A 26611-nucleotide genomic window follows, 5' to 3' on the forward strand; every position below is an offset into this window, starting at 1 on the left:
CTATGCGTTAGCTTTCCACCTTGAGCGTAACGATTCGAATTTCTTATATTTAAAAAAATCATACTTCAACCTGAAAAGTCTCAAAAAATTACCCTATTTAAGTTAAATCTCGATAAACTGCTTTAACCCTACGTTGATGCTGTTAATTGATGAATTACTACTCACCTGATGACAACCATCTAAAGCTGCGTTCGACACGCTTTGTACGTCGCATGTTTGCTATGCGCCAACTGGGTACATTTTTGTGTTTTCTGCCCATTTTATCCGTCTTGATGGAGCAGGGAAAAAGCTTGGGTGCCTGTGGATTGCTGTTCATAAATGCTTTTGCCTGGCCCTATATCGCCTACCGTTTAGCGTTAAATTCATGTGATGCCACCGGACGCGAACGCAACAATTTAACTCTCGATGCCGCTTTCGGTGGTATTTGGGTTGGGTTGATGGCGCTCAGTCCGCTGCCTTCATTTGTGATTATAGCGGTTCTGATTTCTGACCGTTATTCTGCCGGGGGCTGGTCACAGTTGATCGCCGCTGTTCAGGCTTTTTTGTTTGCTTTTGCCTTGGTCTGGGCTTTGGAAGGCGCCCCGATAGAAACGGAATTTTCGACGCGCACCGTATGGTTAACGTTGCCACTGGCAACCGGTTATTTACTGGCGCTGAGTGTGGTATCGCACAACCTTACGCTAAGTTTAAGGAAAAAAAATAGCGAACTGGAGCGCATCGCGTTAATGGATCCAGGCTTAAAAATTCCTAATCGACGCCTGTTTGAACACCGTCTCGAAAGCGAGTTTCTTCGCACCAAACGTGGCGAAGGTAATGCGTATCTAATGCTACTGGATGTTGATCATTTCAAGCATGTTAACGACACGTTTGGCCATGAAGCGGGAGATTTCTTGTTGGCAGAGATTTCGGGATCGCTGCGTGACAACGTCGGAATGAAGGACGTGCCCGCACGTTTTGGCGGCGATGAGTTAGGTGTTATCGTTCGGGATGCAGATGATGTCACCATCATTGCCATGGCAGAGCGAATCAAAAATCAGATCGAACTGATCCGCTTACCCGCTTCCCCTGACTATCAATGTACCGTCAGCATCGGTATCGCTGCGGCACGAGAGGCGGGTTCGATCCATGAATGGTTGCGTTATACCGATGAAGCACTTTATCGGGTCAAACGCGCTGGACGCAATGGCATTCAGCTAAGGCAATCCACATCACAGCACTAATCTTTAACGGAAGCGCTTACGGCGCTTCCGCCTTATTTTCTCAGAATCAAATGGCCGGATAATCGCCGGTTCCTTCAGGCCACGGCGTTAACAGGTCAAAACCGTCTTCGGTCACGGCAACGGTATGCTCCCATTGCGCGGAGAGTGAACGGTCTTTGGTCACTACTGTCCAGCCATCGGAAAGCAAACTGGTTCCGGCTTTGCCTGCATTGATCATCGGCTCGATAGTAAAAATCATCCCTGCTTTAAGCGGCATGCCTTCGCCCGGTGTGCCGTAATGCAGCACCTGCGGATCGGTGTGATAAATCTCGCCTACGCCGTGTCCGCAATATTCACGCACCACGGAAAAACCGGCGCCTTCCGCGACGCGTTGGATTGCAGCGCCAATATCCCCTAAGGTTGCGCCAGGACGAACAGTTTTAATGCCCGCAACCATGGATTGATAGGTGATTTCTACCAGACGTTTGGCGCGTACTGAAGGTTGCCCAACAAAGTACATACGGCTGGTGTCGCCATACCATCCGTCTTTGATGATCGCGACATCAATATTCACGATGTCGCCATCTTTGAGCTTTTTCGCAGCGGGAATGCCATGGCAAACCACATGATTAACAGAAGTACAGGTGGTACGGGTATAACCGTGATACCCAATGTTCGCGGGCGTAACTTTCAGCTCATTGACGATGTAATCATGGCAAATATCGTCAAGTTCTTCTGTCGTGATCCCGGGTTTGACGTGTGGAGTGATCATCTCCAGCACTTTAGCGGCAGCATGACCCGCTGAACGCGCCATTTCAATTTCCCGTGCCGTGTGAATTTTTACTGTGTTCATTACACATCTCCTTGTGAAGTGAGATTGTCGCTAACGACTAAGTTACGAATATCTGAACTGCCATCCAGTTCGGCGCGAATTAACATTTGCGCCAGTTCATGCTGATTCAGCTGTGGATAGAGTTCGGCCATCATGCCCAACTTCAACCAATGCTCTGCTTGAGAGTTAATGGAGCGACTCATCGCCTGACTGGCGATACGCAAATTCTCATGCATAAGGTCGGAAATTTTTACAATGCCCATATTATGCCTATATGAAACGTATATGCTTTGTATATTTGCATGCTGAGTGAAATTTTTCAAAGGAAATATAGGTGACGTTGTCACTAAAGGAGGGCGTGCTCTCTAGAATCATTATGTTCACAACCTAAATCTGAAAAGACCCACGCCAAACTCTACGAATCTTCCTGATAAAATCGACGACAAAAACACAGTAACACTTATCTAATTGTTTTAAATAAAAAAAGCGCCTCATAAAGAAGCGCTTTTTTGAGAATAGCCCGTAATCAGAAGGACATTGTTAAGCCAGCATAGTATGCGCGACCGGGCTCATTATAGGTTGAAGCACCTTCCGCTTCGCGATAAATACGCTTATCCAGCAGGTTGCTGATGCCGGCATTAGCCCGCAAATTTTTGGTCAGGTCGTAATTGAAGTTCAGACCGAAAACAGAATAGGCACCCACTTCTTTGGTCGATAATGAGCCTGCTTCGGTACGTGATTCTGCATATTCACGCGGCTTTTGACGACCATACATTGTCCAGTTCAGGTTACTGGAAAAATCTTGCGTAACCTGCCAGTCCAACATGGTGTTGATGGTGTACTCGGGAATGATCGAAAGCGGATTCCCCGTATCCTTGTCTTTTGACTGAATCATGTACGTTGCGTTAGTACGCCATTCCAACGTGTCACGAATGACCGGGATCGTCATGTTACCTTCTAGGCCTTCAACCACAGCTTTGCCGCCGTTGCTCCACTGCAGAATGTTATTACCATTCGAGGCATAGCCAATGATATCGGTACCGGCGACAATTTTGTTTTTGTAATCATTACGGAACCAGGTAATGCCAGCGACGTAACCTTCATTGATGAACTCAATCCCCAACTCTTTGTTTACGCTAACTTCAGGATCCAGATCTTCGTTACCCAATAAATAACAACTGCCGGTGGCGATACCGATTGGACAACCATTGCCGCGCGTTGAAAGGAGATAACCCTCTGTGGATTGATAAAGGTTGGGTGCTTTAAATGCACGTGCAATACCGGCCTTCAACGTGAAGTGATCGCCTAAGCCCTGTGAAATATTCAGGCTTGGGCTCCAGTTAGCACCAAAACTATCGTGATAATCAAAGCGCAAGCCGGGGATTACTTCTGTACTGTCAGTCGCAGCAATGTTGTCTTCAAAATAGAGTGAACTGATGGTTGCGGTGTTTTTACTGTTTCGGGCTGAAGCATCGCCGCTTACGTCACCAATGACAACACCGGATGCGTTGGTTGCCTGCATGGATGCCGGATCGTTAAGCTCATCACGATTCCATTCAGCACCGAGAGTAACCGTTTGATCCCGCAATAATTCCAGCGGGAAACTGACTTCGCTGCCAGCGCGGTAACTTTCAAACCGGCTGGTGGTGTAAGTATTGCTGTTAATGCGGCCTTCACTGCTGCCGGTGGTTCCTTCCTGCAAACGCGTATTGTTGGTTTTTTCGTAGTTGAAAGTCAGTTTCGACTGTCCCCAATCCCAAATACCGTTATGCGCGATGCCATAACTTTGGCGGTAAAGGCGATTGGTTTCATCACCTTGCAGAGATTCAATCAGCGCGTTGCCGCCACCGTTACTGTATTGCGTATCACCAGCGTAGATATTGCCTTGTCGGCTATAGCCATAACTAAAATCCAGAATTTGCTCTGGCGTCATTTTCCACGAAAGTACCGAGTTGATATCTTTGTTACGCACACCTTCGCGCCCAGCTGCGGCAGAACCATTTTCTGCGGTGTTGATGTCGAAAGCATCAGCATCGGTTTTATTGATGTTGCCGTACAAGCGCATCGTTAATGCGTCGCCTGCCAGCGGGCCGCTCAAATTAAAGTTGGCGCGTTTCGTTGCACCTTCTTTGTCATCTTCCGGTTGATTAGTGTAAAGCGATAACGAACCATGCCAGTCATTAGTGGGCCGTTTGGTAATAATGTTAACGACGCCGCCCGCTGCGCCAGAACCGTAACGTGCGGCAGCAGGACCGCGAATGACTTCAATACGTTCCACCATTTCCGGCGGCACCCAGTTAGTGTCGCCGCGGGAATCACGTTCGCCGCGCCAGCTATAACGTACAGAGTTGCGCGAAGAGGCGGGAACACCATCAATCAGGATCAAGGTATTTTCTGGTCCCATCCCACGAATATCAATTTGGCGATTATTGCCGCGACTGCCGTTAGCCGTATTACCGGTAAGATTGACGCCAGGCATTTTGCGAATGATGTCGGAAAGGTCATTTACAGGCGGGCTTTTTTCAATATCCTGCGCCGTAATGGTTGAGACGCCAGGTTGTTGTTTTAATTCCTGTTCGGCGGTGACTAACATGGTTTCACCGTCAGCCAATTTATCCGTTTCTTCTTCATTAGCGCCGTAAGCAGAAGTGCTCAACAGTCCAGCCAGCAAAAGCGCAATGGGACGCTTCTGGACATGCGTAGTTACATTCACTTAATCAATCTCCCTGATACGTTAACGTTTGTAAGTAAATGCGTATGATAATGATAATAGTTATCATTGTATATATTGACGTGTCACCTTTACATTCCTCCACAATTGGTTAAATAAACAGCAAAAAAACGCAGCTCGATTCTAATTTTGAGCCGGTAATCAGGTCGATAAGGTGAATAAAATACGTTAAAACGCGTCTTTGTGACTCCAGACCTATTAAGTCTGGAGTCACAAGCAATTGGACAGTAAAATGCGTCGTTTAGCACCTGTGTAGCTGCGCGTTGGAAAGGGGAAAGTTTGCGAATGACACTGTCTTCATCACACGTTGGTCGTCATGTTTTGGTTTGGCTGGACGACATCAAAACCTCTTCACTTGGCCAACTCGATAATTTTGGTGATGAAGGCTCGGTAGAGCAGGTGATGAAAGTGTGGGTAAAACTTTCGTTACTGGTTACTCGACGTCGACCCGAGATCGCTATCTCCTCTTTACTCAAACATGTGCTGCCGCAGATCGGCTCACTTCCGCTGAAAAGCATTACCCGGTTACGATTGAATCGCCTTTACAACATCCTGATCGCTGACGGTAAAAAAGAAGAAGCGCGGCGCGTTTTTGCCTTAACTAAACAGTTTTTAGCCTGGGCGGAAATTCAGGGTTATCTCGATCATTCGCCAATCGCCTCCATGAAAAAACGCGATGTGGCCGGGCGCGCTACGCCGCCTCGAACCCGACAATTATCTGACGCCGAAATCTGGGTTTTTTGGCATGGGCTTGATAACTGGGCGCTTTCAGAACAAGCGCGCTGGGCGCTGCGTTTGTGCCTGGCGAGTGCGCGGCGTCCAGATGAAATTATTCAGGCCCAGAAATCTGAGTTTGATCTGCAATTGGGTTTGTGGAAGCAGGGCACGCGTAACAAGTCGCAGCGCGAACACATTTTGCCGATTTCACCGCTGATGCGTCTGTGTATCGAACAGTTAATAAAATCATCGGATTCGCGATCGCCCTGGCTAGTTCCCGCGCCGCGTGATGCGCAGCAACCGCTATCGAAAGGCGCACTTAACCAGGCATTGCGGCGGATGATTCGGGCACCGCGCGGATTAGGGCTTGAGCCATTTTCACCGCGAGACCTGCGTCGAACCGCACGTTCGAAGTTATCTGCATTAGATACGCCAAACGATGTCGCTCGAAAAATCATGAACCATGCACTGGAAGGAATTGACCGCGTTTATGATACACATAATTATTTGGACCAAATGCGTGAGGCGCTAAATAACTATTCAGATGCTTTACTGCAAATTACGTCCTGTGAAAGTTATTATGCATTGCGGCATCGATTCGAAGGTGAAAAGTTAGCCTTGAGTGATATGTCACTCATGTTCATGTCATCATGACTATAATTAAAATAAGCAGTAAATAATAAATAAGCGTTAAGATTGATGTGAGTGACTTAAAATAGATTTTAAATGTTATATCTAATAACTTAACGGAATACCTATAACGATATTGCTTTAATTCTTTAGAGCAATAAAGGGTTGATGCATCGCGATTAATCTTATGTCTGGCGGTTGGATTGATCGGCTGTTTTATGTCGAATCGCATCAAACTTATTGTATGTATTGATTTTTTTAGGCCGTCTTACCTGGCTTTACTGTTTGATTTAATTAATAACTATAAACACGACTTTCTCTTTTAAAAGTATAGGGTAATAACCCCCGGCATAGCTTTATTCCTAAATACCCTTCCTAAAGTCATTTTTAGCAAAAGCTTAGATGTTTTTCGCATTTGTTATAGATGCATATATTCACAGACAATGATCTGCGTCAGCGACAGCCAATGAATTGGCGGCGGTGTAACGTTATAAACGATTTACTTTGATGATGTTAATTCTCCCATTTTGGAGAATATTTGATGATTCTTATCAGGAGAAAGGTTCCAGTGAAATTAACTAAAGGAATGACCTTATTAGCGCTCGTAATGGCCACTCACTTCGCTAACGCTGCCGATGTTTCTGTTCCCACTGACAGTTCGCTGCATGTCGATGCCGATGCCAAACTAAAGAGCCTGCTGCCGCCAGATATTACTCAGCGCGGATATATCGTCGCTGGAACCAACCCTAATACGCCGCCAACCACCTTCTTTAAGGAAGACAATAAAACCCTGGCAGGCCGTGAAATCGACATCATGAATGCGGTGGGTGAACGTCTGGGTATCAAAGTGCAATGGCGCGATACCGGCGGTTTCGACAATATCATTCCGGGTTTAAAAACCGGTCGCTACGATGTTGCCTTATCTAACATCAATGCCACGCAAACGCGCCTGAAACAGGTCGATTTTGTTGGCTACTATAACGCCAGTCGCCTCGGCATTATTTCTCTGAAGTCTGCCAACATTGCCCCTTTTACCGCCTTTGATGCCGTATGCGGTAAAGAGGTCGGTGCAGGCGCGGGAACAACGCAAATCATGCGACTGGAACAAGCCAGCAAAGCCTGTGAAGCCGCTGGGAAGCAGCCGATCAAAGTGGCGGTATTTCCCGATCGCCCTGCTGGTGTTCAGGCTGTTGTAAGTGGTCGCGTGCCGATGTTTTTTGGCCCTTATGAGGGCCTGAGCTGGCAGACCAAGCTGATCAAACCTTTGGCGTTAAGCGGTGAAATCCATGTTGATGACGCGCCGGTTTCCGTTGCTTTCCCGAAAGATTCTCCGCTTGAACCTGCTGTCCAGGCCGCGCTGAATTCTCTGATCAAAGATGGCAATTACCAAAAAATTCTCGATCATTGGGGCATTGGTTTCGGTGCAGTAACGGAAGCCAAACGTAACGAAGAGATTTTCAAATGAGTTCACATTCCGAACACACTGATGATTTACGCATCGTAAGTAAACGCTATTACGGTCGTTGGTTCAGCGCCTTGGTGGTGCTGTTCTGCGTAGTGGCAATGGCGCATTCGATGATGAACAACCCACGCTTTGAGTGGGGCGTTATCGCTGAGAGTTTTACTGAAGCGTCAATTTTGCAGGGCGTTTTGATGACGCTGCAGCTCACCGCCATATCAGTCGTGCTCGGTTTTGCTTTCGGAACCGTACTGGCCTTGATGCGACTCTCATCCAATCCAGTATTGGTTGCAGTGAGCTGGGCTTACACCTGGTTCTTCCGCGGTGTGCCGATGCTGGTGCAACTGTTTCTGTGGTACAACATCGCGGCACTTTACCCCACAATTGCGCTCTCTTTGCCGGGAGTCGGTGAGCTCTGGAGTGCGCAATCTAACGCGTTAGTGAGTCCGTTCAGTGCAGCAGTGATCGCCTTAGTCATGCATCAATCTGCTTATGCGGCTGAAATTGTGCGAGCCGGTATCCAAAGCGTAGGAAATGGTCAGCTTGAAGCGGCCCGTGCGTTGGGTTATCGACCAGCACAAATTTTTCGTCATACCGTTTTACCGCAGGCGATGCGCGCCATTCTGCCGCCTGCGGGTAACGAAATTATCGGTCAGCTTAAAACGACCGCCGTGGTTTCAGTTATCTCACTTCAAGACGTTCTGTTCTCTGCGCAGATTATTTACCAGCGTACTTATGAAGTGATCCCGCTGCTGTTAGTTGCCACCTTGTGGTATCTGCTGATGACCTCGGTGTTGTCGATCGGACAATATTATGTTGAACGCTACTTCTCCCGTGGCGTCACGCGCCAGGAAAAGCGTGGTTGGCTGAGCATTATTACCGGTTTTACGCTGCCTAAAGCCGCAAGGAGTGTCAGCAATGGCTGAAGCAATTACGTTACGTAAAGTCACTAAGCGCTTTTCCGGTAACACGATTTTGGATGCGGTAAACCTTGATATTCCAGCGGGTTCGGTCACGGTGATCCTCGGCCCATCCGGTTCAGGCAAATCAACCCTGTTGCGCTGCATTAACCATCTCGAAAAGCTCGATGGTGGCACCATCCGTATTGGTGGCGAAATGGTGGGATATAAGCAGAAGGGCCAGGCGCTGCACGAACTCAATAGCCGTGACGTTGCGCGGCAACGCAGTCAGATTGGCATGGTGTTTCAGCAGTTCAACCTTTTCCCGCACCGTACCGTGTTGCAGAACATTATTGATGCGCCCATGCGGGTGAAAAAACAGAGCCGTCAGCAAGCAACCGAGAAAGGCAGAAAACTGCTGCAACAGGTGGGACTGGCGGGACGCGAAGATGAATGGCCGCAAAATCTGTCGGGAGGACAGCAGCAGCGCGTGGCGATTGCTCGTGCCTTAGCGATGGATCCCGGCGTAATGCTGTTTGATGAACCCACTTCCGCGTTAGATCCAGAGCTGGTGGGGGAAGTACTCCAGGTCATTCAGCAACTGGCACACTCTGGCATCACTATGGTGATTGTTACACATGAAATCGGCTTTGCGCGTGAAGTGGCCGATAACATCGTGTTCATGGAGGCGGGGGCGATAGTGGCTGCAGGCCCAACCCAGCAGGTGCTGGATGATCCTGAAAATGGTCGCGTACGTAATTTCATTTCAACGGTGCTTTAGGCACCGTTTTAACTGGGAATATCATGTCCAGCATGCACAGTTCGCACTGGGGTGCTTTTCGCGCGCACCCTAACGGCAATTCGTTAATTATTGAGCCCTTCCGCGGCGATCCCGATCCCAGCCCGCTACTTAGCAACTTTACGCAGGTTCTCGATCATCCGGCGCGCGTGACGCAACCGATGATCCGTCGCGGCTGGCTGGAGAAGGGGCCTGGCGCAGACTCACGCCGTGGCGATGATGAGTTTGTGGCGGTGAGTTGGGATCACGCTTATTCCCTGATCGCCGCTGAGCTCACTCGCGTTAAAAACAGTTATGGGCCGGAAGGGATTTTCGGTGGATCGTATGGCTGGTCCAGCGCTGGCCGCTTTCACCATGCCCAAAGTCAGGTTCATCGCTTTCTGAACACCACCCTTGGCGGCTACGTTCGTTCGGTTAACAGCTACAGCTCAGGTTCCGCATCGGTGTTGTTGCCGCACATTGTGGGCGACATGAATGAAATTGCCCGGCGTGGGGTCAGCTGGCAAGAGATTGCCGAACACAGCGACATCGTCCTGGCATTCGGTGGCTTAGCATTAAAAAATTCACAGGTTGCCAGCGGTGGCGTCAGCGAACACACCGAGCGCGGCTACATGCAGCAGGCTTCCACACGTGGCGCACGCTTTGTTTCAGTTAGCCCGCTAAAAAGCGATCTCCCGGCTGAAGCCCAGGGTGAATGGATAGCGCTGAATCCCGGCACCGATGCGGCCTTTATCCTCGGTTTGCTTGCCGTGCTGATTGAACATCAGTTAACCGATGAAGCTTTTCTGGCGCGTTACTGTGTCGGTTGGGAGACAATGAAAGCGTATATCCTCGGTGAAGAGGATGGCGTGAAACGCGATGCGCAATGGGCAGCGCAGATTTGTGGTCTGTCAGCAGATCATATTAGGGATATTGCTCGCTCGTTACAGGGTCGACGCGTGCTTGTCACGGTGGCCCATGCGCTTCAACGCGCAGAATTCGGTGAACAGCCGGTGTGGCTTGGATTAGTGTTAGCGGCGGCATTGGGCCAACCGGGTTTACCGGGCGGCGGCTATACCTATGCACTTGGCGCGCTGGGTCATTACGGTAAACAACATAATCTGGTGAGCCTCCCGGCGTTGCCGCAGGGTAAAAACGGTATTGATCGCTTTATTCCTGTGGCGCGCATCGTTGATATGTTGCTGCATCCAGGTGAAAAGTTTGATTATAACGGACGCCGTTTAACCTATCCCGACATCAAACTGGCCTACTGGGCAGGCGGCAATCCGTTTCATCATCATCAGGATTTAGCGCGTTTACGACGTGGATTCTGTCGGCTTGATACGTTGATCGTGCACGAAATTGCCTGGACCGCCACTGCTCGTCACGCAGACATTGTGTTGCCAGCGACCATGACGCTGGAGCGAGAAGATATTGGCGGCGCCCCAACCGATCGCCACTTGATTGCCATGCAACCGGTTGCCGCGCCTTATGCCCAGGCAAAAGATGATTATGTGATCTTCACCGAGCTGGCTAAACGTTTAGGCGGCGAACAGGCGTTTACCGAAGGGCGCGATACACAAGGTTGGTTACGTCATCTCTATGGTCAAATGCAGGAAAAATTAGCGGCGCACCGCGTCAGCACCCCCGATTTTGATGACTTTTGGCAACAAGGTTTCTTAACGCTGCCGCAGTTGAACGATGCCGGACGCATGATCAACGCTTTTCGCGCCGATCCCGATGCGAAGCCGCTGCCTACGGCAAGCGGAAAAATCGAAATCTACTCGGCGACCATTGCCAGTTTCGGTTACGAGAGCTGTCCTGGACATCCGGTTTGGCGTGAGCCGCGTGAAAAACCGAATGCAGAATATCCGCTTTGGCTGATTGCCAATCAACCCGCAACGCGACTGCACAGCCAACTCGATTTTGGAGCCTACAGTCAAAGCGGTAAACAAAATGGACGTGAGGTGTGCAGCCTCAACCCGACAGATGCCAGTCGGCGCGGCATTAAACAGGGTGATGTTATTGAGCTGTTTAATCTACGCGGACACGTACTGGCCAGCGCTCGCGTGACCACAGATGTTATGCCTGGCGTTATTCAGCTTCCGACCGGCGCTTGGTATGACCCGGTAGATGTGCATGCAGCCCGGCCTTTGTGTCGTCACGGCAACCCGAATGTCTTAACCAACGATATTGGCACATCTTCGCTGGCGCAGGGGTGTACCGGCCAGATCACGGTGATAGAGGTGAGGAAATTTTTGGGCGATGCGCCTGACGTTCGCGCTTTTCTACCGCCTGAAGCGGCTATTTCAAAGCCGTTCGAGGCTTACCGGCACGTTTGAGACTTAGCGTTGAGTTTCAACAAATAAATAAGAGAGGCTCAGGCGCTATATCACGCCTGAGCCTCTTGTTTTCATTTTTTGATTTCAATGTAATGCGTTAAAAACGGCAGCGGTTAATTGGGTTAAATCAGCGTCATTGCGCAGTTCACAGGCTTTCAGCATGGCTTCACATTGTTCAGGTGATCCCGCTTCCAGCGCTCGCTGCAATTTACCCTCAACGTCAACCGGCGTAGCCAAAGATTGCTGACGCGTTTGTCGGCAACGTAACGTTTTTCCATCACTCCGTTGAACGGTAATGTCATGAAATCTCAGCCCGGGGTTTAAGGCATCCGGCGGGGCGGTTTCGTCAGGACAGCGATGCACCTTTGCAGCCAATGCGAGCACGTCAGCATTCACGTCACCTTCGGCAAAGTCAGTCATGCGCAGCTCGTTATAAATCAGCATGGCAGCAATAACGTATTCGAGACTAAAACGCGCCTCGATACCATTTTTGGGCACGCGCACGGATGCAGCGATATCGCCGCCCGGAGGAAAGGCCACGTCAATCCGTTCAATTTTACGCAGAAAACTCTCCAGCGATTCACCGTTGGCAAGTCCTTGTTCGCGTATTGCACGTGCGGCCTCGGCTGCGCTGTGCGTGCCGCTACAGGTGGCAAAAGGTTTATATTCAAGCCCTGGCGAGCTGATCCGCCAGGGATTTCCCCAGTGAGTAATCAGGCGTTCAGGTTGATGCTGACCCTGGCTGCTACTGGCTATAAAGGCTTCCAGCACCGTACTGGCTTGCCCGTGGAATTCGGCCAGCGCCAGTTGCGTGGCACTCACGGCTCGTTCAGCGGCTAAGCCTGCGTGTAAAGGTTTAACTGCCGATCCAAATTGTGCTCGTAAGCCGCTGGCCTGCGTTGCCGCGATACCCAGAAGCACCGCAGTTTGGGCTTCGGTGGCTTCTGTTAATCGCGCCAAGGCAGCAGCAGCGGCCAGCGTGCCAAGCGACGCGGTATTGTGATAACCCAATGTGTAATGCTGTTGCGTAACGGCCAAACCGAGACGGCCTGCCACTTCAACACCCAAAATGTAAGCATCCAGAAAACGGTTCAGATCCACACTTTCAGCCTGGTATATCCATGCCATCAGTGCAGGCAGAATAACGGTGCTGGGGTGCCCACGGAAATCCGCATGAAAATCATCAAAATCCAGGGCATGTCCGGCGTATCCCAGCAACAGCGCGCGCGATCGCGGCTCTTTCACATCATAAAGAGTGCGTAGCGTAGGCAAACCGCTGTCAATTACGTGACGTTGTAACACCGGCCAGGCGACGGCGATAAAATCTTTCACGCCTCGTTTAGCAGCCTGATGTGCCTGCTCATCAGGCTGAGAATGCACAACTAAATGGGCTAAATCAGCGGTTAAATTCATGAAGCTTTTACCAGCGCTTTCACAGCAAGTTCAGACAGATAACGAGCGGTTGGCGCTAAAACATCATCATTTACACGAAAAGCGGGATGATGCAGCGCGTAGGGTTCGCCGGTGCCAATCATCATAAAAGCGCCAGGCAGCGCCTGTTGATAGAAAGCAAAGTCTTCACCAATGGGGCTGGCTTCCACTACACGTGCCTCGAAGCCGCTTTGGCTTGCCTGTTCCAGCGCAAACTCAACCCAGTTTGCATCATTGACCACCGAGGGTGGCCCCGCTTGCCAGTCAATCTCAACCTGAGCATTAAACGCAGCAGCAATGCCATTAATGATCTGATGAAAACGTTGAGAAAGTAATTCACGTGTTTCGGCTGAAAAGGAACGCACCGTTCCTTCGAGCCAGGCGCTATCCGGGATCACATTCCAGGTGGTGCCGCTGTGAATTTGCGTAACTGACACCACCGCATTGTCATTTGATGGCGCATTGCGGCTGATCAGCGTTTGCAGGGCCGTAACAATTTGCCCGGCGATGACAATGGGATCGATGCTTTCATGGGGACGCGCGGCGTGACTGCCGATGCCGCGAACCGTCACCTTGAAACGATCAACCGCGGCGGTCAGCGGGCCAGCCTTGCTGCCGATGACGCCTGGCGGTAAAGTCGGATCGTTGTGAATGCCAAAGATCACGGCGGCATCGTGTAATGCGCCGGTTGCCAACAAAACGGGTGCGCCCTGTCCGGTTTCTTCTGCTGCCTGGAATAAAATACGCACCCGCCCGGCTAACTGCGCTTCCTGCTGTTTTAGTAAGATAGCGGCACCCAACGCGGCGCAGCTGTGAAAATCATGACCACAAGCGTGCATCACGCCGGGGCGTTCAGAACGGAATGACACATCAGATTGTTCTTCAATTGGCAAAGCATCGATATCAGAACGCAGCACCACGAGCGGGCCTTCGCTCGAACCAATCTCTGCCACTAAACCCGTGGCTAAAGGCAAATCGAGAATTCGGATTTCATGGTGCTCCAACTGCGCCCGCAAGCGCGCAGTGGTTTCAAATTCCTCGTTGGAGAGCTCTGGGTAACGGTGCAATTCATGGCGAAATGCAATTAACGCCTGTTCATCGAGTGTGCTCATTTAGCGACGTCCTGTAATTGATGACTTTGACGCGAAAGCCATGTCTCGTGTAATGCGCTATTAAGCACTTTTTTCATATAAAGCGTGATGTGGCCTTTACCGAGATCGGTGGTGTGCATCGGCATAAAACCGCGCTTTAGGTACATCTCTTTTAACCAGGGATGGCGGGTGGCCGTGCCCAGAGAAACGGCAGGCGCGCGAAGTTGACCAATAAGGATATCCTGCTCGAGGTGCTGCAGAATTTGCTGACCAAATCCCTGCCCGGCGTAATCGGGATCTGCACCAAACCAGCCGATATGCGGTAAACCAAAAGGCCCCGGCAGCGGGCCCCACGGATAACGCACCGTCACGGATGAAACCATTACCTTGTCTTTATAAAGCGCGTAAACGCCATGACTTTGCAGATGGCGTAACGCTTTATCGCGATCGGCAGTGGCTGCATCGAAATGAATGCCTAACGCTTTGACTGCAGCATAAGCCGCGAGCATGAGAGATAAATATTCATCGACTTCATCTTCTTTAACCTGGCGAAAAGTAAGTGGCATAATCAATCCCGATTTAAATTTTAAACAGTTGTACTTTTTATTTGTTGGTCAGATTAACAGTAAACGTTTCGCGGGCTATATGTGAAAAGTGAATATAGTAATGCTTAAATGTGAAAAGCGATTTGTCGGTTTAAGATTGCGTAACTGCATATTTTACGTAATATGAAGCCATCGATGAAATTTAGCTAAGTGTCATTTATCCTATTGTTTATGTTAGTTATTTAAAAAATAAAAATTCACTCAGGACGTTTACGTGTTAGCGATCAAATCCCCGCAAGCTTATATCCAACAGTCCGGCATTCGAAAAAAAGTAGGGGAATATCTTGCTCCTTACGGAAAAAACATTCGTATCTTGACGTCTGAAACAGCCTGGCATGTGGTTAATTCAGAATTAACGCAGGCGTTAAACAATGCTGATATTAAATGGCAGCTGGAATATTTAAACGGTGAATGTACCGATGCGGCGATTAATCGCTTAAAGAATAATGTTATTGAGCAGGACGCCACGGTTATTTTTGCTGTGGGTGGCGGTCGTGTATTGGATTGTGCAAAGGCAGCCGGAGATGCGTTAGACAATGTGGTGGTCATCAACTTTGCGACTGTCGCGGCAACGTGTGCAGCCTGGTCACCGATCGCCATCATTTATAATGAGCAAGGCGGTCATTTACGCAGCCAGCCGTTACGCAAAATGCCAGTGCTGGTCTTGGTTGACAGCGAAGTCATCGCCCAAAGCGATGTGCGTTATTTAAAAGCGGGCATCGTTGATGCGCTGGCGAAGTGGTATGAATTCCGTCCTTATCAACGTCACAATCCAGAAAGCCTGGCGCTGGATCTCAAAGTCATGGCTGCCCAACGGGCGGTTGAGGCTTATCGCCAATGGGGCCAACAAGCGATTGAAGCCAATCAGCAAAAACAGGTTACGCCCGCGCTGGAAAAAGTCATTGACGCCAATATTGTGTTGGCAGGCCTGGCTAACAGCATGCGCGATGATTTACCGACGCCGGGATTCGCTCACGCCATACATAATCAATTAACCCATCTACCCGAACTGCATCACTGGTTGCACGGAGAAAAGGTGGGTTTTAGTTTGCTGGTGCAGTCGATTATGGAACACGCAGAAGGTCAGCCAGACGCTGATTTAGTGGCGTTATTAACATGTTTTGACACGCCGTTAAGGCTGCCGGCGTTCCATCAGAATCGTCAGCAAGTCATACGTCAACTTGCACAGGCGATTCGCTTTCCTGCTGCCAGCGCTGCGCGTTTACCCTTTACCGTGTCGCCGGAAGCGTTAGAACAAGCACTGCTCGCCACCGACACCCTTTCTTAATTGCACATTTTTTTATCGCGGCTACGCGGTCTTACATCATTCAAGGGAAAAGTATGAGTAACCAAAACAGTAATACGCGTTTGCGCCTCGGGCTTTTTGTCCAGCCGGTGGGCCATCACGTTAGTGGCTGGCGCTTGACCGAACAGTTAGGAGCGCCTACGGATATCGACTGGCTGATTACGCTGGCAAAGAAAGCGGAAGCGGGTCGGTTTGATCTGTTTTTTGTCGGTGATGCCCTTGCAACAAGCATGTATCGCTTACCCTCAACCATGGCGCGGCTTGAGCCGCTCACGCTGCTTTCGGCATTGGCGACGCACACTAAGCGTATTGGCCTGGCAGCCACCGCATCAACGACGTTCAGCGATCCGTTCACGTTGGCTCGCGCATTTTCGTCACTTGACCATATCAGCCGTGGACGTGCTGCATGGAACGTTGTGACCTCGTTTTCAGCCGACGTAGCACGTAATTTCAGTCGTGAAGATATGCCAGATCACGCCGAACGTTATGGACGCGCACGCGAATTTTTAGACGTCGCGAATAAACTTTGGCAAGGCTGGGAAGAGGGCGCGGTGCAACCTGATAAAGCCAGCGGCCGCTACTTTGTGGATGAGAAGATTAAGTCAGTGAACCATCAAGGTGAGCATTTCCAGATTCAAGGCCCCCTGAATATTACCCGATCACCACAAGGACGCCCGGTGATTATCGAAGCAGGTTCTTCAACGGATGGTCAAAAACTGGCGGCTGAAACGGCCGAAGTGGTGTTCACCGCCGCGGCAAGCCTGGAAGAGGCTCAGCAGTTTTATCAGTCACAGAAAGCGCAGGTTGAAGCGGCCGGTCGTGATCCTGCACATGTGGTGATTATGCCTGGCGTAATGCCGATTGTCGGGCGCACGCGTGAAGACGCCAAAGCGCTGTGGAAAGAGCTCAACACGCTGGTCGATATCGATAACGGTTTGAAGCAACTTTCGCTGCGTTTCGGGCTGGATTTGTCAACCTATCCGCTGGATGGGCCTGTGCCTGAAGTTCCGCTGGGTGAAGGTAATCAAAGCCGGGTGAAATTACTGACCGAGATGGCAAAGCGTGAGAACCTTACTCTTCGTGAACTGGCAGCCATCGCCGCGGGATCACGCGGTCATCGTGTGATTGTGGGTACGGCAGAAGATATTGCAGACGATTTTCAGCTATGGCTGGAGCAGGGCGGCGCGGATGGATTCAACATTATGCCTGCCATTATGCCGGAACAGCTCGACTTGTTTGTTGAGCTGGTAATACCTGAATTGCGCCGCCGGGGCTTATTCCCAGAAGATTACGCTTATCCTACTTTGCGTGAAAACCTCGGTTTACCGGTGGCGTAACGCCTTGGCCCGCGTTGTGAATGTGCAGCGCGGGTATTGATTCAAGGTTGTCAGTAACCGGTGCCGCGTGCTGAAATCAGCGTTTCTGTTCATAAGCGCGAATTTCATCATGACGACTGATATCAGAACGCTGGACTTGAATTTACTCAAGGCGCTGGACGCCTTGCTAGATGAACGCAGCGTGACGCGTGCAGCCGATCGTCTGGCGCTGACCCAACCTGCGGTGAGCGGCATGTTAACGCGGCTGCGTGACTGCTTTGACGATCCTTTATTTACGCGCACTCAGCGCGGTATCGTACCCACCGTTCGTGCGTTAGAACTGGCCGCGCCCATCAAGCAGATATTGTCTGAAGTTAACGTGCTGCTTCAACCAAAAGCCTTTGATCCATCCCGTGCTGAAATGACATTTACCCTTGCTGCGACCGATTATGCGTTACGCGCTGTGGTTGTTCCGTTTATGGCTGCGCTTCGACAGCAGGCACCAGGTATACGTGTATCTGTCGTGCCGGTGGTTTACGATCAAGTGAAGTTACAGATGGAGCGCGGTGAAGTGGATGTCGCCTTGCTGACCCCTGATTCCACGCCTGCTGAATTACATAGCCGGGCGCTATTTGATGAAGAGTACGTTTGCCTGATACGTGAAGATCATCCCGCAGCGACAGAAGAGCGTCTTTCGCTAGAAACCTTTTGTTCACTCGATCACGCCTTGGTCTCTTATCAGGGGGGGCATTTTCACGGTGTCACAGATGATGCGTTGGCAACGTTAGACTATAAACGACGCGTGACATTATCGGTGAGTAGTTTTTTGGTATTACCGGAAATATTGCGTGTCAGCGATCTTATCGCGGTGGTGCCGCGTCGGTTGGCGGTGAATACGCAGGGGTTAAAGATCATGAATCCGCCGCTGACGCTTGCGGGTTTTACCAAAAGCGTGGCATGGCATGAGCGTACGCATCGTGATGCCGGTTATCGTTGGCTACGCAACGTATTGTTTACGACCAGCGCGATACAGTAAAGCAGCGCGGCGCCTGGAATAAGCGCCGCGATGATGATTAAAGCAGGAAGTCGTTCAATGAACCGCCTGCTTCCAATGCTTTTTTGATTGGAGAAGGCGTGCGGCCCTGACCGGTCCAGAACTTAGTCTCACCGTTTTCATCGGTGTATTGGTATTTAGCCGGGCGTGGTGCACGCTTGGCTTTACTTTTAGTTTAAACAGATGCCAACTTGGTTAAATCAGAAATATCGATGCCATCGTTTAACAGCATTTCTTTATATTTCGCCAACTTGTCTGCTTTTTCACGCTCAGAGGCTAACGCAGCTTCTTCTTCTTCACGACGCTCAGCGACCACGACAGAAAGCTTTTCAAGCATTTCATTTAACGTGTCAATGTCAACTTCACGGGCTTGAACACGTAATGTACGTAGGTTATTCAACGCCTTTAGCGCATCACTCATTGATTAATCCTTAAAGATGAAACGAATATTTATAAAGCAATGCAGTTTACGAAAAATAGATTCAGAAGGAAATATCTTAGCGAGAGGAAAGTGCGCTATTTACGTTGTTTTGAGAATGGGGCGTTTTAAACATTCCGCATAAAAAGACAAGACTTAAAAAAAGTGCCCGCAGCGATATCGTTTAAAATATCGCCTTACGGGCAGGGGTTCATTTTAGGCGTTTTGATAGAAGGGAAAGCAGCCCGCCAAGATACTCACAGAAAATAACACCATGCAGGTAATGAATGACCAACGCAGGGTATATCGCTGTGTTTGTGCATAATCGAGTTTAAGCATGCCGACTAATAAATAAGTCGAGGCGACCAGCGGGCTCAAAATATGTACCGGCTGTCCAACCAGCGCCGCTCGGGCCATTTCTAAAGGCGTGATGCCATAATGCCCGGCGGCCTTAACCAGTACCGGTAACATGCCGAAATAAAAGACATCATTAGAAACCATCCAGGTTACTGGAATACTCAACAGCGCGGTAATCACCGCCAAATAAGGGCCTAATGCATCGGGGATTACCCGCACAATGGCTTCTGCTAGCGTATTTGCCATACCGGTTCCAGAGAAAATTCCCGTAAATACCGCCGCTGCAAAAATCAGGCTCGCGACCGAAAGAATAGCGGAAGCATGTCGGGTTAATTGCGCTTGTTGCTGGCCGATCGATGGATAGTTGATCATGAACATAATGGCTGTCGCTAACATAAACAGATAAGCCATGGGCACCACGCCCAACACCAACACCACCAGCAAGGCAATCGTGAGCAACCAGTTGGCCCAAAATCGCCAGGCTGGACAAGGTGTGATTTCAAACTCTAGCTTGTGTTCGACGGCGGCTGTAGTGGCTTGCCAGCCGATACGTTTGCGTTCGTGACGTCCCAAAATCCAGGCAAGAACAAAGGTCCAAATCACACAGGCAATTAAGGGAATCAACATCGGGACAAAAAGCGTTCCTATCTCAGCATGTATCGCTGTTGCTGCGCGCGCGGTCGGCCCACCCCAAGGAAACATATTGCCCAATCCGGTACATTGTAATAACAGACAAGCCGCTTTAAGGGTTGAAATACCCATACGTTTATAAATGGGTAGGAAAGCGGAAAGCACAATCATATACACCGTGGCCCCATCACCATCCAGCGCAACTATAAAGCCTAATAAAACCGTTCCACAAAATATCTTTACTGGGTCGCCATCCACAGCAGAAACAATACGTTTAATTACCGGATCAAACATGCCGGCATCGGTGACGCTCATAAAATAGATCATGGCAAAGATTAACATTACGCCGGTTGGTGCGACGGTGCGTAAACCTTTAATCACCATATCCCCCACGTCGGTATTGTGTCCGAGAAACAGGGCAAACAGCGTAGGAATAAATATTAACGCCGTTAGAGCAGAGAGTTTTTTGCTCATTAATAAGCCAATAAACGTGACTATCATAAGCAGACTGATTATCAGCAGCATGGTGATATCCTGTAGAGTAAGACATTGCCGATTTGCGTTAAACAAATCACATATGTATCGAAATTAATCAGCGCGATCAGGGGCGCCGAAATAGTTAATAACGTTTTGTAATTAATATTAAATGGCTAAGGCTGAGATTCCCCGGTCTTTTCAGTTAAAAAAAGCAGGCCGTCGTTATGCCAATAAACACCCTTATTTTCCTTAAAAATGAGGCGCGCCCTTTTCATTTCTGTGAGATGACTCGCGAATCTTCATTAAATATCCGCTAAATACTCTGTTATTCCCTTGTTAACGTGGGGTAAGCCTGGCATGAGAGAAAAATAAATAATATTCTCCAATCATTATCAATCGATTCCTTTGGGGAATGAATGGAGCTTAAAGATCTCACCTATTTGCTGGCGATTCGCGAAACGGCGCATTTAGGTAAAGCGGCGCAATCCCTTGGTATCACCCAACCGGCGTTAACTAAATGTATTCAGCGGTTGGAAAAATCGTCATCAACCAAACTGATTTTGAAAGTAGGGCGCGGGATCCAGCTCACGGAAGCCGGATTGTTACTTTGTGAACGCGCTCAAAAAGTGGTTCTGCTAATGCAGATGACAAAAAAAGATTTGCATGCTTTAGGCACCGGAACGGCGGGGGTAATCCGCCTGGGCGTAGCAGCGACAGCTGCTGAGTTCATGTTGCCTGAGTTGACGCACGAACTGCTGCAGCAAGCGCCCAGCGTTGTGGTGGAAATTCAGGTAGGGCTGAATGACTTTTTACAAAACCGGCTGCGTGAAAACAAGCTGGACCTGATTCTCGGTTTCCTGCCTGAAAGTAACAGTGAATTCATCACCCGTCCGCTGGTGGAAGATCCGGTGGTGGTCGCCGCCAGTCAATCACACCCGCTCGCTAATATTCATCCAACGCCCGAGCAACTTGGTCACTATCGCTGGCTGTTGCCCGCGCCACAGGTGGCGACCCGACAATGGCTTGAACAGCGCTTACGCAGCGGCGGCTATGCGGCGCCTCGCGTGCAGGTAGAAAGCAACACGCTTTCTCCGCTTCGACGCATGTTGGCACAAACTGAACTGCTCAGTTTTATCTCGCGACGTTTGTTGCAAGGCGAAAGCGCCGGAGAGGCGTTAATCGAAATCCCTTTACCGTTAGTCATGATGCCACGCACGTTTGGCTGGCAATTTCGCTCCCTCAGCGAATTATCGCCAGCGGCACGTTTGTTAGTGGAGTTAGCGGAAAAGCGCTGGAAATGGTAAAGGTGCTGCGCTGTTAAGCGCTGAGTGACCTTTCCTTGCCTTCACCTTACAGCCTGGATCTTCTTGATTCAGGCCAAAAATCAGTAAAATCCTGCTGCTATCTTGAAATAACATTAACCGAATCAAGACATTTCTCGCGCCTTCTGTCTTAAAAGCCCTCCCATACTTCACAAAATATCTTTGATATCAACGCTTTTAGAGAACGTTAAAACTTCGAGAAATTTCGCATCATTTGCTAACAATTTCTTGCAATGATAATAGCAATGCGTATATTTCTCATTTGCTTTAAAGGCAACATCACGCCAGCGCGAAGACGTACGCAGAGAGGGTTTTCTGGGATGACCCCCAGAAAAAAGGCGAAACGCAGCGGTTTCGTCCGCCAGGCTGCAAGGCTGTGAACAGTGGCAAAAAATCAAAAATATAAATGAGGAATTACCGATGTCTTTTGATGTTAAGCGCGTCAGGGAATCTGCAACGAACATGCCTTCGCTTGCGCACAACAAACCTCTGCGTCTCTCCTTGCTGGCGGCTGTTGTCGCTACCGCCTTCACCAACAATGTGCAAGCAGCAGAAACGACTGTGCCCGCCGCCACTGATGATCAGACCATGGTGGTGAGTGCATCCTCTGCGGGTGATGTTGCCGATACGCCTAATACCGATTACAGCGTGCCCGTGACACGTGCAGGAACAAAATTAACCTCTACCGTGCGTGATATTCCGCAGTCGGTCAGTATTATTACCCAGCAGCGTATGCAGGATCAGCAGCTGCAATCGCTGGGACAAGTGTTGAATAACACCACTGGCATTCAGGAAAGCACCGCTGACATGGATCGTAAAACCTACTATTCACGCGGCTTCCTGATTGATAACTACATGATTGACGGCATTCCCAGCGTATTTGAAGAGCGCTGGAACCTGGGCGATTCACAAACCGACTCGGCGCTGTATGAGCGTATTGAAGTCGTCCGTGGTGCGAATGGCCTGTTAGTCGGCGCGGGTAATCCTTCGGCAGCTGTGAATATGATCCGTAAACATGCGAACAGCAAAGTGGCAACGGGCGACCTTTCCGCCAGCTACGGCAGCTGGAATAAACAGCGCTATGTCGCCGATGTTCAGACTCCGCTGACTGAATCAGGTAACGTGCGCGGACGCGTCGTTGCCGGTTATGAAGATAAAAACAGCTTCGTTGAGCGTTACGGTGCTGAAAAGAAATTTATATCTGCCATCGTTGATGCAGACCTGACTGACTCAACCACCTTGTCGTTGGGTTATGAATATCAGGAAAATAAAGCCGACAGCCCAACCTGGGGTGGCTTGCCGCGTTACTACACCGATGGCAGCAAAACCGATTATCGCCGTGGCTTTAATACCGCGCCGGACTGGGCTTACAACAACAAAGAGACCAAAAAGGTCTTTGTCAATTTGCAGCAGGCGTTTGATAACGGCTGGCAGCTCACCTTAAACGGTACGCATAACGAAACCAATTTCGCCAGTAAGCAGCTCTATATTGATGGATACTTCGACAAAGTCACCGGTATTGGACAGTCGGAATATGCCGGTTATCCGGTAGTGGGTGGGACAGGTTATAACACCGGCAAGCGTAAAGTGGATGCAGTGGATACCTTTGCCAGCGGCCCGTATGAGCTGTTTGGGCGCACCCACGAATTGATGGCAGGCGTGAGCTACAGTAAGCAGCAAAATACGTATTACAGTGCGTTTGCCAATATTTCGCCGGAAGAGTTGGGTGACTTCAACAACTACAACGGTCAATTCCCTGAAACAGATTGGGGTCCGCGCTCGCTGGCGCAAGATGACACCACGCGCCAGAAGTCAGCTTACATGGCAACGCGCATTTCACTGGCCGATCCGCTGCATCTGATTTTAGGTGCCCGCTACACGCGTTGGATCAACAACACGCTGACCGGTGATTTAGAGAAAAACAACATCACGCCTTATGGTGGGTTGGTGTATGACATCAATGATAACTGGTCGACTTACGCGAGTTACACCTCGGTATTCAAACCCCAAACCAACCGTGACAGCAGTGGCGCGACGCTTTCACCGGTTGTAGGTAACAACTATGAAGCGGGTGTGAAATCAGATTGGTTTAATAGTCGCCTGACGACGTCATTCACCGTGTTCCGTACCGAGCTGGATAATGTCGGCGTCAGCACCGGTCGCATCATTGAAGGATCAACCGACACGGCATATGAAGCCAAAAAAGGCACAGTCAGCCGCGGCGTGGAGTTTGAAGTCAACGGCGCACTAACCGATAACTGGCAGATGACGTTTGGTGGCACGCGTTACATTGCGGAAGATCGCGATGGTGAAGCGGTTAATCCAAACCTGCCGCGCACCCAGCTGAAACTGTTCACCCGTTATCGCCTGCCGATGTTGCAGGATCTGACCATTGGCGGTGGTGTGAACTGGCAAACTCACGTCTGGAAAGAGAGCGCGGGCCCAAGCGGCAATGGCACCTTCTACTCTGAGCAGGGCAGCTACGCGCTGGTTGATCTCTTTAGCCGCTATCAGCTGACCAAACAGCTGGCGCTGCAAGCTAACGTTAACAACCTGTTCGACAAAAAATACGACACCAATATCAATGGTGATGTGGTTTACGGCGAACCGCGTAACGTCTCGGTAACGGCGAGCTACAGCTTCTGATTTTTTTGCCTTGGCTTATCCCGTAGTAAAAACGCCTCTTAGGAGGCGTTTTTACTGCAAACTTTACAATCCTCTTAAAAAACGTTCTCAAGCCTTATTACCTAAGCCGCTGATGAACGCTTCTGCTCGGCTTCATACTCCGCCACTTTTTGACGAATCACGGGTAGCAAATACTGGCCATACTCAGTGGCATCGCGCAATTGATCGAAACCACGAAACAGAAACGTCGTCACGCCGAGTTTGTAGTATTCCAATGCGGCATTGGCGACGGTTTCCGGCGAACCCACCAGCGAGGTTGAGTTGCCCGCAGCGCCTGAAAGCGCCGCAATCCCTGTCCACAGGCAGCTGTCATAAACCTTGCGCGCCGTCGCGAGTTGATACAACCGTTGTGAACCGACATTGCTGTCCGGCTGGATCGCTTTACCGCCTATGTTGGCCTGCGCGGCGGCCAGCAGCGATTCTGCCCGTGCCCACGCCTGTTCATCGCTGGCAGCGACAATCGGACGCAGTGACAAACTAAAGCGAATCTCATTTTCACGACCATATTTTTTCGCCGCTTCACGCACCTGTTCAATGCGGGCTGCAACCTGTTCCAGCGGTTCGCCCCACATCATGTAAACATCTGCATGTTGCGCTGCAATTTCCACCGCAGCATGTGAAGCACCGGAAAAGTAGATGGGCACCCGAGGTTTTTGCAGCGGTTTCACCTCAGTCAAATTATCCCGTACCTGATAAAACGCGCCTTCAAAGTCAAAAGGCTGGTCGGATTGCCACACCTGTTTCATGATCTGCACATATTCACCGGTGCGGGCGTAACGCTCATCCTTGGTCAAGAAATCGCCGTCGCGCTGCAAATCGCCGCTGTCTCCGCCGGTAATCACATTGATCGATGCGCGTCCCTGACTCAGCTGATCGAGCGTGGCAAACTGGCGTGCAGCAAAGGTGGGCGCTTGAAATCCGGGACGATGCGCAACCAGCAAACCCAACTTCTCCGTAAAGGCGGCGACGTAACTGGCGATAATCATCGAGTCTGGCGCGCGGGTATTGACCGCCAGCAACACTTTATCGAAACCTGCATATTCCTGAGCATGGGAAAAGGCTTTGATAAAAGGGATATCGACAATTTTACCGTTGCCTGCATCCGATTCACTCTGTTCATGCGCGCCGACCAGACCAATAAATTCGAGCGTCATTTGTGACTCCTGTTAAATGAGAGCGCCGTTTTACCGGCAGCTGTAAAAATGACATCATCCTGCGGGGTATGAATGCGGCCACACAGCACGTTACGTAAATGCCGTTCAAGTGGATTACTGCGCGTCAGGGCATGATTACCAATGCTTTCCACCATCAGCTGAACGCTGCGAATGGCATTTTCAATCACAACCTGTTTGATCTTCGGCGCCTGAGCGCTTGCAACCAGCCCGGACGTGGCAAAATCGAGCAGCGTCTGGCTGGTAAACAGCAAGGTTTCTACCCGGCCAACAATCTCCTGAAAGCGTGGCAAACTCGCCAGCGGCGCACCTAAATTTGCCGGGATGCGCTGCTGAAGAAAGGTGATAAACCAGTCGCGCGCGGCGTGGGCGATGGCGTCATAGAGCGATCCAAGCAAAACCGCCATCCACACCGTCTCCTCATCATTTAAACCTGCACGTGGTTCGCTCCAGCGGCTGACGTTGACGGCATTTTCAGCCGGGATCCATACCTCATCAAATACCACGCGATGGCTACACGTGGCGCGCATACCCAGATGATCCCACTCAGGTTCAATGCGAATGCCCGTTGCCGATGCCGGGACCAAATAACTGCCCACCAGCGGATCGGCGTCGTCGCTGCTTGCCCAAACCAAAAACCAGCTCAAGCCCACGCTGCCGGTGGCGTAAATCTTCTCACCGCTCAGGCGCCAACCATCGGGTTCACGGCGCGCGATGGTTTTGGGTAAACCGCCGCGTGCTGGCGTGCCGAGTTCCGGTTCAACACGCAGCGCATTAATCAACGCGCCCTGATCGCGCACGCTTTGCGCTACCCGTAGACGAACGGATTCTGGCCAGTCTGAATCCTCACCTAAACGGCGTGAATTCAAATACTGCATAATCACAATCAAGGCGGTGGAGGGTTCGCCTTGTGCTATGGCGGCAATAATGGCGCGGGATTCCGTTAAATCAGCCCCGAATCCACCCGCCGAAATCGGTAGCGCCCGGCTCAGTAATCCGTGTTGCTGCAACAGCGCAAAATTTTCGTGGGGAAATTCGCCCTGCCAATCAATCTGATCGGCTGATTCCTGGAGGGTACGCGTAATGGCGGGCAGACGTTCTCGCAAAAAGATGGATGTATTATCGCTGTCGTTAACGGACATAACGCAAGCCTCAATGAA

20 protein-coding genes and 1 pseudogene are annotated in these 26611 nt (G+C 50.2%); 11 read left to right on the plus strand and 10 right to left on the minus strand.

All coding sequences use genetic code 11. The annotated features are described in order from the left end of the window. The first annotated feature begins 149 nt into the window (after positions 1-149). Positions 150-1220, plus strand: a complete 1071-nt coding sequence (locus tag MUG06_RS17015) for a diguanylate cyclase (protein WP_243079352.1) — start codon at positions 150-152, stop codon at positions 1218-1220. A 46-nt stretch (positions 1221-1266) separates the two neighbouring features. Here the strand turns inward: MUG06_RS17015 and map are convergent, their stop codons facing one another. The 3 genes from map to MUG06_RS17030 form a co-directional block, all read right to left on the minus strand. Beyond that, a complete protein-coding gene (gene map, locus MUG06_RS17020) occupies positions 1267-2052 on the minus strand; it encodes a type I methionyl aminopeptidase (protein WP_215848457.1) in 786 nt (261 codons plus the stop codon). Then, positions 2052-2294, minus strand: coding sequence for a ParD-like family protein (locus tag MUG06_RS17025; RefSeq protein WP_215848456.1), 243 nt, complete (start codon positions 2292-2294; stop codon positions 2052-2054). Before MUG06_RS17025 ends, map begins: the two co-directional genes overlap by 1 nt. A 263-nt stretch (positions 2295-2557) precedes the next feature. Continuing rightward, positions 2558-4744, minus strand: coding sequence for a TonB-dependent siderophore receptor (locus MUG06_RS17030; protein ID WP_347568900.1), 2187 nt, complete (start codon positions 4742-4744; stop codon positions 2558-2560). Between the two features lie 303 nt (positions 4745-5047). On the opposite strand from MUG06_RS17030, the gene MUG06_RS17035 reads away from it, so the two are divergent. From MUG06_RS17035 to MUG06_RS17055, 5 genes are all read left to right on the plus strand, one after another. After that, complete coding sequence (locus MUG06_RS17035; RefSeq protein ID WP_243079353.1) at positions 5048-6133, plus strand: site-specific integrase; 1086 nt, start codon at positions 5048-5050, stop codon at positions 6131-6133. A gap of 544 nt (positions 6134-6677) precedes the next feature. Beyond that, positions 6678-7574, plus strand: coding sequence for an ABC transporter substrate-binding protein (locus MUG06_RS17040; protein ID WP_243079354.1), 897 nt, complete (start codon positions 6678-6680; stop codon positions 7572-7574). Further along, the gene (locus tag MUG06_RS17045) at positions 7571-8494 is read left to right on the plus strand and encodes an amino acid ABC transporter permease (protein WP_243079355.1); all 924 of its coding nucleotides are present in this window, start codon (positions 7571-7573) and stop codon (positions 8492-8494) included. The genes MUG06_RS17040 and MUG06_RS17045 overlap by 4 nt, the downstream gene beginning before the upstream one ends. Beyond that, a complete protein-coding gene (locus MUG06_RS17050) occupies positions 8487-9248 on the plus strand; it encodes an amino acid ABC transporter ATP-binding protein (RefSeq protein WP_243079356.1) in 762 nt (253 codons plus the stop codon). Before MUG06_RS17045 ends, MUG06_RS17050 begins: the two co-directional genes overlap by 8 nt. A 23-nt stretch (positions 9249-9271) precedes the next feature. Continuing rightward, on the plus strand, positions 9272-11587 hold the full coding sequence (locus tag MUG06_RS17055) for a molybdopterin-dependent oxidoreductase (RefSeq protein ID WP_243079357.1): 2316 nt from the start codon (positions 9272-9274) through the stop codon (positions 11585-11587). A gap of 84 nt (positions 11588-11671) precedes the next feature. On the opposite strand, the gene MUG06_RS17060 is transcribed toward MUG06_RS17055, so the two are convergent. From MUG06_RS17060 to MUG06_RS17070, 3 genes are read right to left on the minus strand one after another with little or no spacing between them, the layout of a single operon-like run. Then, positions 11672-13000, minus strand: a complete 1329-nt coding sequence (locus MUG06_RS17060; RefSeq protein ID WP_243079358.1) for an MmgE/PrpD family protein — start codon at positions 12998-13000, stop codon at positions 11672-11674. Further along, complete coding sequence (locus MUG06_RS17065; protein ID WP_243079359.1) at positions 12997-14130, minus strand: amidohydrolase; 1134 nt, start codon at positions 14128-14130, stop codon at positions 12997-12999. Before MUG06_RS17065 ends, MUG06_RS17060 begins: the two co-directional genes overlap by 4 nt. Next, on the minus strand, positions 14127-14675 hold the full coding sequence (locus MUG06_RS17070; RefSeq protein WP_243079360.1) for a GNAT family N-acetyltransferase: 549 nt from the start codon (positions 14673-14675) through the stop codon (positions 14127-14129). The genes MUG06_RS17065 and MUG06_RS17070 overlap by 4 nt, the downstream gene beginning before the upstream one ends. Positions 14676-14928: 253 nt before the next feature. Here MUG06_RS17070 and MUG06_RS17075 point away from each other — a divergent pair, with 253 nt between their 5' ends. The 3 genes from MUG06_RS17075 (at position 14929) to MUG06_RS17085 (ending at position 18372) form a co-directional block, all read left to right on the plus strand. Next, positions 14929-16002 (plus strand): iron-containing alcohol dehydrogenase family protein, encoded by a 1074-nt coding sequence (locus MUG06_RS17075; protein ID WP_243079361.1) that lies wholly within the window; start codon positions 14929-14931, stop codon positions 16000-16002. A 53-nt stretch (positions 16003-16055) separates the two neighbouring features. Then, the gene (locus MUG06_RS17080) at positions 16056-17357 is read left to right on the plus strand and encodes an LLM class flavin-dependent oxidoreductase (protein ID WP_243079362.1); all 1302 of its coding nucleotides are present in this window, start codon (positions 16056-16058) and stop codon (positions 17355-17357) included. A 109-nt stretch (positions 17358-17466) separates the two neighbouring features. After that, entirely contained in the window at positions 17467-18372 is a 906-nt protein-coding gene (locus MUG06_RS17085; protein WP_243079363.1) for a LysR family transcriptional regulator, read from the plus strand. Positions 18373-18409: 37 nt separating this feature from the next. Here MUG06_RS17085 and MUG06_RS17090 read toward each other — a convergent pair. Beyond that, a pseudogene (locus MUG06_RS17090) lies at positions 18410-18811 on the minus strand (H-NS family nucleoid-associated regulatory protein). Between the two features lie 213 nt (positions 18812-19024). After that, positions 19025-20320, minus strand: coding sequence for a citrate:proton symporter (locus MUG06_RS17095; RefSeq protein ID WP_215848449.1), 1296 nt, complete (start codon positions 20318-20320; stop codon positions 19025-19027). Positions 20321-20688: 368 nt separating this feature from the next. Between MUG06_RS17095 and MUG06_RS17100 the strand changes: the two genes are divergently transcribed. Both MUG06_RS17100 and fhuE read left to right on the plus strand, forming a co-directional pair. Continuing rightward, on the plus strand, positions 20689-21576 hold the full coding sequence (locus tag MUG06_RS17100) for a LysR substrate-binding domain-containing protein (RefSeq protein WP_243079364.1): 888 nt from the start codon (positions 20689-20691) through the stop codon (positions 21574-21576). A gap of 480 nt (positions 21577-22056) precedes the next feature. After that, positions 22057-24240 (plus strand): ferric-rhodotorulic acid/ferric-coprogen receptor FhuE, encoded by a 2184-nt coding sequence (gene fhuE / locus MUG06_RS17105; protein WP_243079438.1) that lies wholly within the window; start codon positions 22057-22059, stop codon positions 24238-24240. A gap of 101 nt (positions 24241-24341) precedes the next feature. On the opposite strand, the gene MUG06_RS17110 is transcribed toward fhuE, so the two are convergent. Both MUG06_RS17110 and MUG06_RS17115 read right to left on the minus strand, forming a co-directional pair. Further along, a complete protein-coding gene (locus tag MUG06_RS17110) occupies positions 24342-25433 on the minus strand; it encodes an LLM class flavin-dependent oxidoreductase (RefSeq protein ID WP_243079365.1) in 1092 nt (363 codons plus the stop codon). Next, positions 25430-26593, minus strand: a complete 1164-nt coding sequence (locus tag MUG06_RS17115; protein WP_243079366.1) for an acyl-CoA dehydrogenase family protein — start codon at positions 26591-26593, stop codon at positions 25430-25432. The genes MUG06_RS17110 and MUG06_RS17115 overlap by 4 nt, the downstream gene beginning before the upstream one ends. Positions 26594-26611: the final 18 nt, after the last annotated feature.

This window comes from Pantoea sp. MQR6, from assembly GCF_022761075.1.
In the GTDB taxonomy this organism is placed as follows: Bacteria; Pseudomonadota; Gammaproteobacteria; order Enterobacterales; family Enterobacteriaceae; genus Pantoea; species Pantoea phytostimulans.

Bases quoted from the DNA above. Each gene is read 5' to 3' on its own strand.
- MUG06_RS17015 (WP_243079352.1), top strand. From the start codon at position 150: ATGAATTACTACTCACCTGATGACAACCATCTAAAGCTGCGTTCGACA.
- map (WP_215848457.1), bottom strand. From the start codon at position 2,052: ATGAACACAGTAAAAATTCACACGGCACGGGAAATTGAAATGGCGCGT.
- MUG06_RS17025 (WP_215848456.1), bottom strand. From the start codon at position 2,294: ATGGGCATTGTAAAAATTTCCGACCTTATGCATGAGAATTTGCGTATC.
- MUG06_RS17035 (WP_243079353.1), top strand. From the start codon at position 5,048: ATGACACTGTCTTCATCACACGTTGGTCGTCATGTTTTGGTTTGGCTG.
- MUG06_RS17045 (WP_243079355.1), top strand. From the start codon at position 7,571: ATGAGTTCACATTCCGAACACACTGATGATTTACGCATCGTAAGTAAA.
- MUG06_RS17050 (WP_243079356.1), top strand. From the start codon at position 8,487: ATGGCTGAAGCAATTACGTTACGTAAAGTCACTAAGCGCTTTTCCGGT.
- MUG06_RS17055 (WP_243079357.1), top strand. From the start codon at position 9,272: ATGTCCAGCATGCACAGTTCGCACTGGGGTGCTTTTCGCGCGCACCCT.
- MUG06_RS17060 (WP_243079358.1), bottom strand. From the start codon at position 13,000: ATGAATTTAACCGCTGATTTAGCCCATTTAGTTGTGCATTCTCAGCCT.
- MUG06_RS17065 (WP_243079359.1), bottom strand. From the start codon at position 14,130: ATGAGCACACTCGATGAACAGGCGTTAATTGCATTTCGCCATGAATTG.
- MUG06_RS17070 (WP_243079360.1), bottom strand. From the start codon at position 14,675: ATGCCACTTACTTTTCGCCAGGTTAAAGAAGATGAAGTCGATGAATAT.
- MUG06_RS17080 (WP_243079362.1), top strand. From the start codon at position 16,056: ATGAGTAACCAAAACAGTAATACGCGTTTGCGCCTCGGGCTTTTTGTC.
- MUG06_RS17085 (WP_243079363.1), top strand. From the start codon at position 17,467: ATGACGACTGATATCAGAACGCTGGACTTGAATTTACTCAAGGCGCTG.
- MUG06_RS17095 (WP_215848449.1), bottom strand. From the start codon at position 20,320: ATGCTGCTGATAATCAGTCTGCTTATGATAGTCACGTTTATTGGCTTA.
- MUG06_RS17100 (WP_243079364.1), top strand. From the start codon at position 20,689: ATGGAGCTTAAAGATCTCACCTATTTGCTGGCGATTCGCGAAACGGCG.
- fhuE (WP_243079438.1), top strand. From the start codon at position 22,057: ATGCCTTCGCTTGCGCACAACAAACCTCTGCGTCTCTCCTTGCTGGCG.
- MUG06_RS17110 (WP_243079365.1), bottom strand. From the start codon at position 25,433: ATGACGCTCGAATTTATTGGTCTGGTCGGCGCGCATGAACAGAGTGAA.
- MUG06_RS17115 (WP_243079366.1), bottom strand. From the start codon at position 26,593: ATGTCCGTTAACGACAGCGATAATACATCCATCTTTTTGCGAGAACGT.